This is a genomic window from Actinoplanes sp. NPDC049118, assembly GCF_040648555.1.
Taxonomy (GTDB): Bacteria; Actinomycetota; Actinomycetes; order Mycobacteriales; family Micromonosporaceae; genus Actinoplanes.
Map to the genome: position 1 here is coordinate 80383 of NZ_JBEZDY010000011.1, position 13324 is coordinate 93706.

A 13324-nucleotide genomic window follows, 5' to 3' on the forward strand; every position below is an offset into this window, starting at 1 on the left:
GACGCGATGACCGGCGCCGCCGGTCCCGGCGTTTTCCGGGCAGCCGACTCACCCTTGATGCGGAGAAACCAGCATGCGCCTCACCCACCGCCCGACCGCCCGCCCGACCCGCTCGCGTGCCGCCGCGGTCCGCGCCGGCATCGCGATCCTGCTGGGCGTGACCGCCGCGACCCTGGCGTCCGCCGCACCGGCGTCCGCCGCACCGGGCACCGCCGCGGCGCCCGTGATCCGCTTCTCGCCGGACTGGAGCACCACCGTCGAGGGCGCCATCGTGGCGAACGCCCCGGTGCTCATCGACTTCGACCCGGCGCGCCTGCCGGCCTGCCGCGCACAGTACGCCGGCGGCGACGCGTGGAGCATCGGCGTGGAGTACCGGATCGACGGCGGCGCGGTGCAGCGCCGGCCGGTCACCGAGCTCAACAGCAACCGCCGGCAGGTCAAGGTGCTGGCGTCCCTCGCGCTCGGCGCGGGCACGCAGGAGCTGGAGTTGTGGTTCGTCTCCGGCGACCGGGCCGGCTGCCGGGAGTACGACTCGCAGTACGGGGCGAACTACCGGTTCGCGGTCGCATCCTGACGACCCGAGCGCCGACAGACCACCACCGCGAAAGGTTACGCATGCGCGTAATAGTCCGTGCCCTGCTCACCGTGCTTCTCGGCGCTTCGGCCGCCCTCGGCGTGTGGGCCGCCCCGGCCGTCGCCTCGCCCCGGCCACCGGACCACCTCGGTGCGCCCGACCTGGGCGGCTACTGCCGCTCGCTCGGCTACGCCGACGCCATCGCGCTGGGCCGCTCGGCGTACGACTGGCACTGCCGCACCGAGGACCACCGGTACGCCGACCTGACCCTGGACGCCGCCTGCCGCTGGACCTACGGCAACCCCGACGCGGTCGACCGCATCGGCGACTTCTGGCGCTCGGGCAGCGTCCAGTGCTGGCGGGTACGCGACGAGATCATCGCACCCGACCTCGACCGCTACTGCCGCACCACCGGCGCGGACGGCGCCGTGCTGGTCGGCGGCGACGCCTACAGCTGGCGTTGCGTCACCGGCGCGGACGAGCCGGCGTACACCGGCATCGAGATGCTTGTCGCGTGCCGGGAGAGCACCTTCGGGTACGCCACTGTCGACCGCTTCGCCGACTTCCGGAACCCGTACTCCTGGCAGTGCCGGGTCTGAGCGGGTGGATCGAACGGGCGCCCGGCACGCCGCCGGGCGCCCGACCCGTCGGCGTCAGCCGAGCCGGCCGTCGTAGTCCGGGAGCTTGAACGTGCGCTCCGCGTGCCCGCCGGCCAGGTCGCTCGCGCTGTTGCCGATGTTCGCCACGATCGTGTAGCCGCGGTTCTCGATCGCCGTGCGGGCGGCGGTCTTCAGCGCCTGGTCCGGCTGCGTGTCGAACCACGGGCGCAGGTAGATGCCGGCGAACGGGTACCCCTCCCAGCGCAGGTTCGCCTCGGACTGCCAGCCGAGTATCTGCGGCCGCGCCGTCACGAAGAACACCGCCGCGCCCGAGTCCGCGGCCTGCCGGGCGACCTCGAGGACCGCCGGCGTCGCGGGCGACGTGAGGCCGGGCCGGTACGCCGTCTGCAGCGCCGTGTTGTCGATGTCCAGCACGATCGCGGCGCGCACCGACGAGTCGGGCAGGCGGTCGTCCAGATAGCTCTCCGCCCGGTCCGCCACGGCCGTGACGTCGTCGAGCCAGGTCTGGTACGGCGGCAGCGAGAGGCTCGCGGCGGCCCGGTGGGAGGTGCCCTGCACGGTGGGGGTGGCGTGTGCGGGGGCGGGTACGCCGGTGGCGAGCGCGGTGGCGGTCGCGACGGCGGCGGCACAGCGAAGAAGGCTGTTCATGCGAGCCACTCTAGGGCCGAATGCATCGTCTGGCATCAATATCTGGTTGCCGGTGGCCGGACGGCGGCTGGACGCACGGCGTCGCAATCGGGATTCCGGAATCGCCGGGAACTTCGGGCCGGGGCGCGACGACTAACTGGCTGAACTTCGCCCGGCGGGTCCACCCGGCGCGGCGACCGACCCCCTGGATGCCAGGCGCCCCGGGCGCCGCCGACACCCCCGACGAGGACAGCCGTGGCCGTAACCCCCGACCTCACCGAGCCCGCGACACCCACCAGCACGCCCGTCCGCCCGATCCGCCGGCCTTCGGCGTTCGCCGCGTTGCTGCTGCGCCTGCACTTCTACGCGGGCGTGCTGGTCGCCCCGTTCCTGGTGGTGGCGGCGCTGACCGGCCTGCTGTACACCCTCACCCCGCAGCTGGACTCCGTGCTCTACGGCGACAAGCTCGTCGTGGCCGAAGCCGGTGACACGGCGCGGCCGCTGGCCGAGCAGATCGCCGCCGCCCGCGCCGCGCATCCCGGCGGCACCCTCGCCGCGGTGCAGCCCGGCACCGGCGACGGCACCACCAGGGTCGTGTTCTCCCAGCCCGACCTCGGCGAGAACCAGCACACCGTCTACGTCGATCCGTACACCGGCGCGGTGCGGGGGCAGCTCACCACCTGGTGGGGCTCGACCCCGGTCACCACCTGGCTCGACGACCTGCACCGCAACCTGCACCTCGGCGTCGTGGGCCGGCACTACTCCGAACTCGCGGCGAGCTGGCTGTGGGTGCTCGCCCTCGGCGGAATCGTCCTGTGGTGGCGGCGGCGCCGCAGCGTCCGCAGGATGTTCGCGCCCGAGCTCGCGGCGAAGAAGGGCGTGCGCCGCACCCGCGGCTGGCATGCCGCCACCGGCGTCTGGCTCAGCGTCGGCCTGCTCATCCTCTCCGCCACCGGACTGACCTGGTCCCGCTACGCCGGCGCCTCGTTCACCGCCGTCCTCGACGGCTTCGACGCGCACACCCCGGACCTCGACACCGGCGGGGCGGCCGCGGCGGGCGGCCACCATGGCGGCGCGGCCGCCACGGCACCCGTCGATCCGGCCCAGGCCGACACCGTGCTCAAGGTCGCCCGCGACAACGGGCTGACCGGCCCGATCGAGCTCTCCGTTCCCGAGACCGGCGGCCGGCCGTGGACCGCGGCCGGCATCGACAACACCTGGCCGGTCAGTCTCGACCGGATCGCCGTCGACCCCGCCACGTCGACCGTCGTGGCGCGCAGCGACTTCGCCGACTGGCCGCTGCTCGCCCAGCTCAGCAAGCTCGGGGTGCAGGCGCACATGGGAGTCCTGTTCGGCGCGGTCAACCAGATCCTGCTCGCCGCGCTCGCCGTCGGCCTGCTCTGCGTCATCGTCTGGGGCTACCGCATGTGGTGGCAGCGCCGCCCCACCCGCGTCGCCGGCCGCGCCCTCGTCGGCGCACCGCCGGCCCGCGGCGCCTGGCTCGGCCTGCCCGCCTGGGCCGTTGCCGCCGGCGTGCCGGTCGTCTTCGCGATCGGCTGGGCCATGCCGCTGTTCGGCGTCCCGCTGGCCGCCTTCCTCGTCATCGACGCCGTCGTCGTCGGCGTCCGCGGGCGGGGCGACACCGACGTGCCGGTCTCGCCGGCACCCGCCGGCAGGTGACGGTTCCTCATCGCCGCGCTCATCCGCCGGCGAGGTGGGCCAGCTGGGCGCGCCGGACGTCGGCGCTCTGCCCCTGTACCAGAACGAACAGGGCGGAGCGGGCGTGCAGCTGCGCGGTGTCGTCGCCGGTCAGGCCGCGGCCGGCCCGGGCGACGACCAGCGCGCGGGTGAGCGCGGCGAGCGCCTCGCCGCTGGCGACCTTCGCGTCCAGGCGCTCCTGGAGCCGGTGCGGCCCGCCGCCCGCGGCGGCCGCCTCGTCGGCGAGGGCGTAGGCGGTCTCCCGGATCCGCGCGACGCGCGGGCGCCAGGCGGTGGCGACCGCCTGTACGAGCGGGTCCGGGGTCTCCGCCAGCTCCCGCAGGACCGTCTCGGCGAGTCCGAAGTGGTGGCCGCGCGCGTCGCCGGCCGTCGCGATGTCGTCGAACCGGGTCCGCTCCAGCGTCTGCCGCGAGATCACGTGATCGTCGGGGACGAAGGCGCCCTCGAGGAGCACCCGCTCGGTCCGGCTGCCGGCGACGGCGGCCAGGTCGAGCGGGGCGGTCGCGCGGGTATGCGCACCGACCCCGACCAGGGCGGTCACGACGGTCTCGGTCGACGGCTCGACCGCCGCGACCGTCAGCGCCGAGTGCAGGCCCCAGCCGCTGACCCAGGAGATGGTCCCGCTGAGAACCCATCCGCCGCCGACGCGCCTGGCCTCGATGAACCGCTTGGGGTACGCGCGCACGTCGCTGATGCAGGCGCCGAGCAGGATCTCGCCGGTGAGGGCTCTGCGGGCGGTCTCGGGCAGCGGCGACCGCGGCAGGCGCGCGGTCACCGCGGCGTGCTGGGCCCACACCAGCCAGGTGTTGAAGCAGGCGCCCGCCACGATCTCGTGGATCCGGCGGTCGGCGCCGCGGTCCAGGGACCGGCCGCCGTGCTCGGCCGAGGCGAGGTGGTTGAGCAGGCCCAGCTCGCGCAGCTCCCCGATGCGCTCCGCGGTGACGCCCTCGCGGTCGGTACGCAACGCCGTCGGGCGCAGCACCCGCTCGGCGTACTCCCGGACCCCGCGTACGAAGGGATGGTCGTCGCCGGCATTGACGGCCTGCGCGGAGGTCGGAGTCGTCGGGCTCGTCGCCGCCATGCTGCGCCGCCTTCGCTCGGGTTCCCGTGTAGTCGAACTGTAGTGTCCGATGGACCTGTGATCGACCGGAAGCGACAGGTACAGGCGGGTGGCCGAGGTGTTGTCGGCGGCCGCGTGCAGCAGCGGGGTCTCGCCGCGCTCGCGCATGCCGGGTTGTCCAGCGCCGCCGTGTCGAGGGTTGTCATAGGGCGGCTTCCGCGACGGCGACACCCCGCTCGGGAACCGCCAGCCCGAGGTGGTCCCGAAGGGTCGTCCCGGTGTATTCGGTGCGGAACGCCCCCCGCTCCTGCAGCAGCGGCACGACGGTGTCGGCGAACTCGTCGAGCCCGTCCGGGGTGACGTGCGGTACGAGGATGAAACCGTCGGCGGCGTCCCGTTGTACGAGCTCGTCGATGGTGTCGGCGACCGTTGTCGCCGTACCGATGAAGGTCTGCCGGCCGGACACCTCGATGATCAGCTGGCGGATCGACAGGTTGCCCGCCTCGGCGCGCTCGCGCCACTCGCGCGCGGTGGCCAGCGGATCGCGGTGCATCCGCACGCTGGCCCGGCCGCGCGCGATGTGGGTGTCGCCGACGTCGGGATCGATGTCGGGCAGCGGGCCGTCCGGGTCGTAGCCGCTCAGATCGCGGTTCCAGAGCTGTTCGAGCAGGCGCAGCGCGGTCTGGCCGCTGATCTGCTGACGGCGGATGACCGCCGCCCTCTCCCGGGCGTCGGCCTCGGTGTCGCCGAGGGCGAAGGTCGCGGCGGGCAGCACGAGCAGCTGGTCGTGGGTGCGGCCATAGGTGGCGAGGCGCCGCTTGACGTCGGAGTAGAACGCCTGTCCCGCCTCCAGGGTGCCGTGCAGGCTGAAGATCGCGTCGGCGGTGCGGGCGGCGAACTCGCGGCCGCCGTCGGAGTCGCCGGCCTGGAGGATCACCGGCCGGCCCTGCGGGCTGCGGGGGACGTTGAACTGCCCGGTGATGTCGAAGTGCGCGTCGCGGTGGCCGAAGGCGCCGATGCGGGGGTCCTCGATGAACCGCCCCCGGTCGCGGTCGGCGGGGACACCCGGCCCGGGCCACGAGTCGAACAGCTCGGTCGCGGCCTCCAGGAACTGGGTGGCCCGGCTGTAGCGGTCGTGCTCGGCGAGGAACCCGCCGCGCCGGAAGTTCTCCCCGGTGAACGCGTCCCACGAGGTGACGACGTTCCAGGCGGCCCGGCCGTCGGAGAGGTGGTCGAGGCTGGCGAACTGCCGGGCCACCTCGTACGGCTCGTTGAAGGTCGAGTTGATCGTGCCGGCCAGCCCGAGCCGGTCGGTGACCGCCGCGAGGGCGGCCAGCACGGTGAACGTGTCCGGCCGTCCCACCACGTCAAGGTCGTAGATCTTGCCGGCCTGCTCGCGCAGCCGCAGGCCCTCGGCGAGGAAGAAGAAGTCGAACTTGGCCCGCTCGGCGGTCTGCGCGAGCCGCACGAAGGAGCCGAAGTCGATGTGGCTGCCGGAGCGGGGGTCGGTCCACACGGTGGTGTTGTTGACGCCGGGGAAGTGCGCGGCGAGGTGGATCTGCTTGCGGGGCTTGCTCATCATCGCTCCCGGCGCTCACGTGGTGGCGTGTCGGTTGGCGGGGCGGGGCAGGCCGAGCAGCCCCCGCAGCGTCGCCGCCTCGTACGCGTGGCGGAACGCGCCCCGGTGCCGCAGCTCGGGCACCAGCCCGCGGGTGATGCCCTCGAGGTCGTCCGGCAGTGTGCCCGGGCGCAGCCGGAAGCCGGTCAGCCCGGCGCCCTGCCAGCGGATCAGCAGGTCGGCGAGCCCGTGCGGGGTGCCGGTGAACACGGTGGCGTCGGAGGTGAACGCGGCTCCGGCGAGGTCGTCCAGCCGGGCCCTGCGGTCCCGGGCGCCGGCGTCGGTGTCGCCCAGGAAGACGACCAGGTCGGCGAAGACGTGTACGGCCTGGTCCGCGCGGCCGGCGATCGCCTGTTCCTCCCGGATCTCCCGCACGATCGCCTCCGCGTGCGCGGCGTCGGCCGGCGTCACGTACACGATGTCGGTGCTCCGGGCCCCCAGCCGGTACGGGATGGCGGCGTGCGCGAGCGCGGTCACCGGCGGCTGCCCCTGCGGCGGCCGGGGCGTGATCGACGGGCCTTTGACGCTGAACCTCGCGCCCTTGAAGTCGATGTAGTGCAGCTTGTCGCGATCGATGAACCGGCCGGTGGCCGCGTCGCGGATCTCCGCGTCGTCCTCCCAGCTGTCCCAGAGGCGGCGGACCACCTCGATGTGGTCCGCCGCCTCGTCGAAGAGATCGCGGAGCAGGTCCCGGGCCTCGGGGGTGTCGAGGTCGTCGATCCGGGGCGGCGGGATCGTCCGCCGTCCGAAGTGTGCCGCCTCGTCGGGCCGGCCGGACACCTGTGCCCGCCAGCCGGCCCGCCCGTTGCTGACGTGGTCGAGGGTGGCGATCGCCTTCGAGATGTGGAACGGCTCGGTGTGGGTGACCGTCGCCGTGGGCACCAGGCCGATGTGCCGGGTGAGCGGCGCCACCCGGGCGGCGATGAGCACCGCGTCGAGGCGCCCGCGGACCTGGTCGGTGCGGTCGTCGGGGCCGTCGCGGCGCGACGACTGCAGCCCGAGGGAGTCCTCGATGGTGACGAGGTCGAGCAGGCCCCGCTCCGCCTCCCGTACGAGATCGACCCAGTAGCCGGGCCGGAACAGCTCGGTGGGGCGGGCGTTCGGTGCGCGCCAGGCGGCCGGGTGCCATCCGGCACCGTCGAGCGCCACCGCCAGGTGCAGGGGTGTGGCTGCGGGCATCGATCTCTCCTTCGTTGGCGATGACCGTAGAGCCCATCCATGATGCCCACAAGTCCTATGGGCTTGATATGCTTTACGCCGCAACCCCGGCGTCACCCCTTGCGCATATCCCAGTTTAACGATAGGAAATATGGGTATCCCTCGGCGTGCGTATGCAGGAGTGACACAGTGAGCACCTCCCTATCCACTCCGCCGGTCACCGGGAGGCCGGCGACGCCCGGCGCCCCGGCCGTCGCCGAGCCGGCCGCCACGCGTTCCCCGCGCGCGCCGGCCGGCCGCCGTCGCCGGATCGGGCTGCGGGTGCTCGCCCTCGTCGTGCTCTACCTGCTCTTGGAGCTGACCGCCAGGGCGACCCGGAACCCGACGTTCATCCCCTCGCCGGCCGCGGTGTGGGACCAGCTGGTGCAGTTGAAGAAGACCGGCATGGTCCTGGTCACCAGTCGCGAGCTGGCCACGGCGGGCAAGCCGACCCTCGACCTCGGCGTGGTCTCCACCGCGTTCGCCACCGCGCACCCGGACGCCGTCGACGCGTGGCGCAAGGCCGAGGCACAGGCGCTCGACCTGATCGCGAGCGACCCGGCGGCCGCCGCCACGGCGGTCGGCAAGGAGCTCAACATCAGCGCCGCGGACGCGCAGGCGCAGCTCGCACAGGGTGTCTTCCTCAAGCCGGCGGACCTGTCCTCGGACGAGTGGCTCGGCACCGAGGCGGAGGTCGGCAAGCTCGCACAGAACCTGGTGAGCGCCGCCGAGTTCCTGAAGGCGCAGCAGAAGATCGACGCCGTGCCCGACCTGGCCACCGTCGAGAAGGCCATCTACGTGAAGGGGCTGCCGAGTGCCCTCTCCTGAGCCCGGAACCGCCGCCGCCGGGGCCGTCGTGGCCCCGGCGGCGGAGGCGCCCGCCATCGAGATCGACCACGTCGAACACGTGTACGGCACCGGCGCCGGCGCCGTCACCGCCGTCGGTCCCGTCGACCTCACCGTGGCCGCGGGGGAGTTCCTCGTCCTGGTCGGCGCGTCCGGCTGCGGCAAGAGCACCCTGCTGCGCCTCATCGCCGGGTTCGAGGAGCCGACGTCCGGCAGCGTGCGCGCCGGCGGTGCCGTGCCGCGCCCCGGCCGCGGCGCGGGACTGGTGTTCCAGCAGCCGCGGCTGTTCCCCTGGAAGACCGTCGGCGGCAACGTCGAGCTGGCGCTGCGCTACGCCGGTGTGTCCCGGCAGGAGCGGGCCGCCCGGGTGCCCGAGCTGCTGGCGAAGGTCGGCCTGACCGACGTCGCGCACCGCCGTACCTGGCAGATCTCCGGCGGCCAGCAGCAGCGCGTGGCCATCGCCCGCGCGCTCGCAGTCGAGAACCCGCTGCTCCTGCTCGACGAGCCGTTCGCCGCGCTCGACGCACTGACCCGCGAACGCCTTCAGGAGGACCTGCGCCGGGTCAGCGCCGCGACCGGCCGCACGTCGGTGTTCGTGACGCACAGCGTCGACGAGGCCGTCTTCCTGGGCAGCCGGGTCGTCGTCCTCAGCGCCCGCCCCGGCCGGGTCGCCCTCGACGTCGCCGTGGACCTGCCGCGGACCGGGCTGCAACCCGACGAACTGCGCGGGCTGCCCGCGTACGCGGCGCGGCGCGCCACCGTCGGCCATGCAGTTCGCGACGCCGCCGCCACTTAGCCCGCCTGTCCCGGCCGGTGTCCGCCCGGCCGGGACAGGCGTCGTCGGCTATGTGATCGCCGAGGCCGACTGGTGGATGACGGCGCAACACGCGAACATCCGGAGCGCCGGAGGTATCCGCCGGTCAGGCTGAACGCTGGCTGCGGGCCAGGCTCGCGGCTCGACTTCGCCGGGACGGGGACAGCACATCCACACCCGCTCCGGCGCCCTCGCCAGGTGTCGCCTCCCACCCGCGGAGCTTGTCGGCTACCTTCCGCACCCGCTTGTCGTGCGGACCGACTGCGATGTAGAACAGCGACTCATCCACCTCACGATCGTCGCCGCCCCAGCGCACGACACCCTCGCATTCGGCGAGGATGTCCCGCAGAACCATTTCCTGCAGCGGGAAGAACCCGCCCTTCGCACTGGCGCCCGGCCGAATACGCACCGCGGTACCGGAAGCGAGGTTGGACTCCGGCAGCCCCTTGCGGAGCGTCCCGATCTCCCGCCAGCCGGTCAGGTCAATTTGCTGGATCTCCTCGATCTCGTAGTGGAAGCGGCGCACCACGTGAAGCAGCATCGCCTCGACGTCGCCGATCCACACCGCCACGCTCAACCCCGCTCCGGCTACCGACCGGGTCCACACCTGCGAGTCGCGGTCCAGGTTCGTCTGGATGGTCCACCCGTTGGCCGAGGTCTCCGGACGCTTCGGTTTGCGGGCCTCGGCTGCCGATGCGGACGAGGTGGGCAGGGCCGAGCCGACGGCGAGGGCCGCGCCCGTTAGGGCAGCGGTTCTGAGGACGGTCCGCCTATTTGTCTGGTGGTTCATGTTTCCCGTGTCTCTTTCCTGAAGTCGTCAGAACAGAAGGAAGCCCGTGAAGTACGGCAGGAGGGATGCCAGCACGCACGCGATCCAGTAATGGGACGTCCGGACGGGCGTCCTGCTGCGCATCCAAAGGTTGATCAGGGCCCAGATGGAGCCGAACAGGCCGAACACCACAGCGGCGATGACCAGCCAAGGGAGCATTCCGTCGTTCTCGGTCGGTTCCCGCTGCGTCCATCCGAGGGCAGCCAGTGGCCAGTTCACCATGATGTACCAGGCGAGGAACAACGGGACGATGGCCGGAATCCCAAGCAGCAGGTTCACACCGATGGGTAGCAGCAGCTTCCGCCTGTGGTCGTTCTCCATGATCGGCGTCCCCGGCTACTGCGCGCGACTGAGCTTGTTGTAGTTCTCCAGCACGTTGTACAGGCCGATCAGCTCGCGTCCGTACTGCTTCACGTTCTCGCCGCCCTCGTCGTTTTCGTCGCCGTTGTACCGGGCCAGGATCTTCTGGGAGTCGGCCTGACTGGTGGTGAGCGTCGGGCCAGGAAGCCCGACCTGAAACGCGTTGTACATCGTCAGGTAGGCCACAGATGAGATGTTGTAAAGCGGGTCCTGGAGACGATCCCAAACCGCACGCTTGTCATTGGTCTCGTGCAACGGCGTTCCGTTGATGATATGCCGCTCGATGCAGAAGTTGCGGGACTCGATGGTCACCCAGGCGAAGATCTGTCCCCAGCCGGTGCTGCTGTCATCCAACAGCCCGCTTCTGACGAGGTCATCCCCCAGAGGATCGCCCGGATTCAGCTTGCGCAGCTCCCACAGCACGGGTGCCTGGATGAGCGCCTTGCGGATCTTCAGCTGCCGGGCCAGGTTCGTGAACATCCAGTCGGCGTCCATGATGCGGGTGAACGCCTCCGTCGTCGTCATCATGTTCCAGGTGACGAGATCTTTGTCCTTCCAGCCCGAGCCGCCGGTCTCCGGGACGCCGATCGACGTCAGATACGTCTGGACGTCGGCGAGCAGCGCTGCCCGATACTTCGTCTTGTCGAAGTCCACGTCCAGATCGTTCGTGTTGGGGTTCGGCGGGTCGAAGTCGCCCTGGCCCGTGTCGCGGCCGGAGGCGATGTTGTTGTCGATCTCGATCTTGCCGTCGCCGGAGCCAACCGAGATCGTGGCGATCTGGTCGAACGCCCAGTTCGTCGGCAGCGGGTAGCCAAGGTTTCCGGAGAACCCGGACGACATGTCGGAGACGAACGAGGTGGCCGCGTATCCTGCGTCGGACACGCGCTGGCAGATGTTGCGGGGACCGTAGATGCCGACGCCGTAGCTGGAGAGCTCGCCGATGGTGCGGTAGATGCCCTGGAAATGCGGGAGGATGTAATCGGTCACCTCGCCGTCCATAGCGTCGTAATCGACGGCGAAGTAGATGATCGAACCTGGCTTGAAGCCGTGGATCTTCGCCCATTCGATGGCGTTCGACGCGTCGATACAGCCCTGTGGGTAATTGAAGTAATCCGCGGACCGGGACCACGTCTGGTAGATCGGGAAGCAGCGCAGCCCGTACTGCTTGATCGTGGCGAGTTCGCCCGGCTGGATCTGCTTCTCCGGCAGGCTGGTGCTGGAGGGGTTGTAGAGGTACCGGCCGATGTACTTGACGCCGGCGGCCTTCAGCGTCTGGGCACGCGCCGGCGTGATCTTCGTGACGCCGTCGCACGCCTCGCCTTTGCGGGTCTGGTCGCCATAGGAGACGAGCAGCGACGCCCACGTCTGGAAGTCACCAGCTCCAGTGATAGGAAGCTTCGCGAACGACTGGAACTCCTGCACGGCGGCCCGCACGGAGGTGGTGAAACTTCCGAAGGGAACGTTCCGCCCGTTCAGGGTCATGGCCGCGGTAAACAGGTGCGCCCACGTGTCGGTGGCGCCGACCACGACTGTATGGGACTTCAGCCCTGCCTGTGTGCCAGGCCCGAATGTGCCGTTCGCGGTGCCGTCGGCCATGCCAATCTCGTACTGGACCGCCAGCAGCATAGATTTTGCGACATCGCGCGAGTGGTGGCCGTCGCAGGGAATGATGTAGAAGTCCCTACGATTGACGTATCGGCCGTTCAGCCACTGCTGAATGGAACGAATCACCGCCGACCCGTTGTTGACGGTGACGTAAGCGTCCATATTAAACAGCGCCTTGACCACCTTGGGTTCAAGTGAACTGCCCGGGAATGCGTTGGCGACTCCCATGTCCTGCTTCAGCTTCGTTACTGCATCCTGGACGCGGGAGTTGTAGGTGCCGTCGATACCGCCGCCGTCGTAGCCCTTGCAGTACAGGGCAGACTGAAGAATGCAGGCGAAGCTCCACGACGGAACAGTAGATTGATTGAGCTTAGGATACTTTGTTTGAAGCGTCGAAAGTGTCGTCGGGCCGAAGGAGTCCGATAGCCCGGTGATGCCCATCTCGTACTGCAGCGCCCTGGTCAGGGCGTACATCGTGGTCCAGCCGGTGCGGCCGTCCTCAGCCAGCTTGGATATGCCGAGGGTGGCACCGTTGTTATACGTGCTGTTGATGAACCGCTGAGCCCGAAGGACCAGCTCGTCAACCTGGGGCATTTAAGATCCTTATTCGAGGGATGCGTGACAGTGCGAACTGCAGCGGGACTGCAGGGCGGGCCTTTCCTGGGGATTCACCCGCGAGTCTTCGCTCAAGTGGCAGGCGGCTTACACAATCTTGATCACGCTTTGTCGGTCCCGCCGGCATTAATTGGGTAGGTGCCACCGCGGGGCTCATCGCTGCGTTTCGAGAACGCGATCATCCATTCAGATGCCCCGCTAAATTGACCTAGCATTTACGATTTGCGTGAAGATCATATACGGAGCAAAACGCGCATCCAGGTTAAGTGTTTTTTGTCACACGTGGGTTATCTGAATCTCCCTAGGAGCTACCTCGTCGCACTTTTGGTCACCCTTGTACTCAAGGCTCGGGCAAAGTTGCCAGGCGTTCCGGCCTGGCGGCAATCACGTAGATACGCCCTTTCTGGTAACAGTGGTGCAAGTGTGTCCGATTCGATGGAGTAATCAATGTCCGTTAACGCCTTTCGATCGCCCAATAGGAGCTGCATCCGCCAATGGGTGATTCGCCAGCGGCTTGTGACCCTCGCCATAGGCGGCGTTTACGCTCTTGATTTTGCGGCCCGGCGCCGTCAGGATATGTCCGGCTCGAGTGCATTTGTGCGCTGGGTTTTGCCCGACTCACGTGCATTCGACCAATGGCCCCTTGGCCAGAAAGATCTGGCGAATAGCAACGGGGCGAACGCTTTTCGGTCGTAATCATTTCGCGGTCCGAGGGTGCGCGAGCCGACGGACGCACCCGTGTCGTCCTTGCTCATTCGCGCCAAAGCCTCGGTGATTTCGAACAGGCTAACCCCGCCTGCCATTCGCTAAATTCCGAATTACCACATACGGCTGGTTCTG

Annotated in this window: 12 protein-coding genes; 5 read left to right on the plus strand and 7 right to left on the minus strand. The window is 70.0% G+C overall.

Annotated elements, in window-relative coordinates:
• Positions 1-73: 73 nt before the first annotated feature.
• On the plus strand, positions 74-574 hold the full coding sequence (locus tag AB0B58_RS18765) for a DUF6209 family protein (protein WP_360224929.1): 501 nt from the start codon (positions 74-76) through the stop codon (positions 572-574).
• 41 nt (positions 575-615) lie between these two features.
• The gene (locus tag AB0B58_RS18770; RefSeq protein ID WP_360224931.1) at positions 616-1173 is read left to right on the plus strand and encodes a hypothetical protein; all 558 of its coding nucleotides are present in this window, start codon (positions 616-618) and stop codon (positions 1171-1173) included.
• A gap of 54 nt (positions 1174-1227) precedes the next feature.
• Here the strand turns inward: AB0B58_RS18770 and AB0B58_RS18775 are convergent, their stop codons facing one another.
• Positions 1228-1842 (minus strand): HAD family acid phosphatase, encoded by a 615-nt coding sequence (locus AB0B58_RS18775; RefSeq protein ID WP_360224933.1) that lies wholly within the window; start codon positions 1840-1842, stop codon positions 1228-1230.
• Between the two features lie 234 nt (positions 1843-2076).
• Here AB0B58_RS18775 and AB0B58_RS18780 point away from each other — a divergent pair, with 234 nt between their 5' ends.
• Complete coding sequence (locus AB0B58_RS18780; protein WP_360224935.1) at positions 2077-3501, plus strand: PepSY domain-containing protein; 1425 nt, start codon at positions 2077-2079, stop codon at positions 3499-3501.
• Positions 3502-3520: 19 nt separating this feature from the next.
• Here AB0B58_RS18780 and AB0B58_RS18785 read toward each other — a convergent pair whose 3' ends face one another.
• From AB0B58_RS18785 to AB0B58_RS18795, 3 genes are all read right to left on the minus strand, one after another.
• Entirely contained in the window at positions 3521-4621 is a 1101-nt protein-coding gene (locus tag AB0B58_RS18785; protein ID WP_360224937.1) for an acyl-CoA dehydrogenase family protein, read from the minus strand.
• A gap of 181 nt (positions 4622-4802) precedes the next feature.
• The gene (locus AB0B58_RS18790; protein ID WP_360224939.1) at positions 4803-6179 is read right to left on the minus strand and encodes an NtaA/DmoA family FMN-dependent monooxygenase; all 1377 of its coding nucleotides are present in this window, start codon (positions 6177-6179) and stop codon (positions 4803-4805) included.
• A 15-nt stretch (positions 6180-6194) separates the two neighbouring features.
• Positions 6195-7397: an LLM class flavin-dependent oxidoreductase gene (locus AB0B58_RS18795; RefSeq protein ID WP_360224941.1), complete on the minus strand. Its 1203-nt coding sequence runs from the start codon at positions 7395-7397 to the stop codon at positions 6195-6197.
• Positions 7398-7565: 168 nt separating this feature from the next.
• Between AB0B58_RS18795 and AB0B58_RS18800 the strand changes: the two genes are divergently transcribed.
• Both AB0B58_RS18800 and AB0B58_RS18805 read left to right on the plus strand, forming a co-directional pair.
• On the plus strand, positions 7566-8243 hold the full coding sequence (locus AB0B58_RS18800) for a hypothetical protein (RefSeq protein ID WP_360224943.1): 678 nt from the start codon (positions 7566-7568) through the stop codon (positions 8241-8243).
• Positions 8230-9057: an ABC transporter ATP-binding protein gene (locus tag AB0B58_RS18805; RefSeq protein ID WP_360224945.1), complete on the plus strand. Its 828-nt coding sequence runs from the start codon at positions 8230-8232 to the stop codon at positions 9055-9057. Before AB0B58_RS18800 ends, AB0B58_RS18805 begins: the two co-directional genes overlap by 14 nt.
• A gap of 124 nt (positions 9058-9181) precedes the next feature.
• Here AB0B58_RS18805 and AB0B58_RS18810 read toward each other — a convergent pair whose 3' ends face one another.
• From AB0B58_RS18810 to AB0B58_RS18820, 3 genes are read right to left on the minus strand one after another with little or no spacing between them, the layout of a single operon-like run.
• Positions 9182-9865, minus strand: coding sequence for a hypothetical protein (locus AB0B58_RS18810; protein WP_360224947.1), 684 nt, complete (start codon positions 9863-9865; stop codon positions 9182-9184).
• 27 nt (positions 9866-9892) lie between these two features.
• Positions 9893-10225: a hypothetical protein gene (locus AB0B58_RS18815; RefSeq protein ID WP_360224949.1), complete on the minus strand. Its 333-nt coding sequence runs from the start codon at positions 10223-10225 to the stop codon at positions 9893-9895.
• A gap of 15 nt (positions 10226-10240) precedes the next feature.
• Complete coding sequence (locus AB0B58_RS18820; RefSeq protein WP_360224951.1) at positions 10241-12463, minus strand: glycoside hydrolase domain-containing protein; 2223 nt, start codon at positions 12461-12463, stop codon at positions 10241-10243.
• Positions 12464-13324 lie beyond the last annotated feature (861 nt).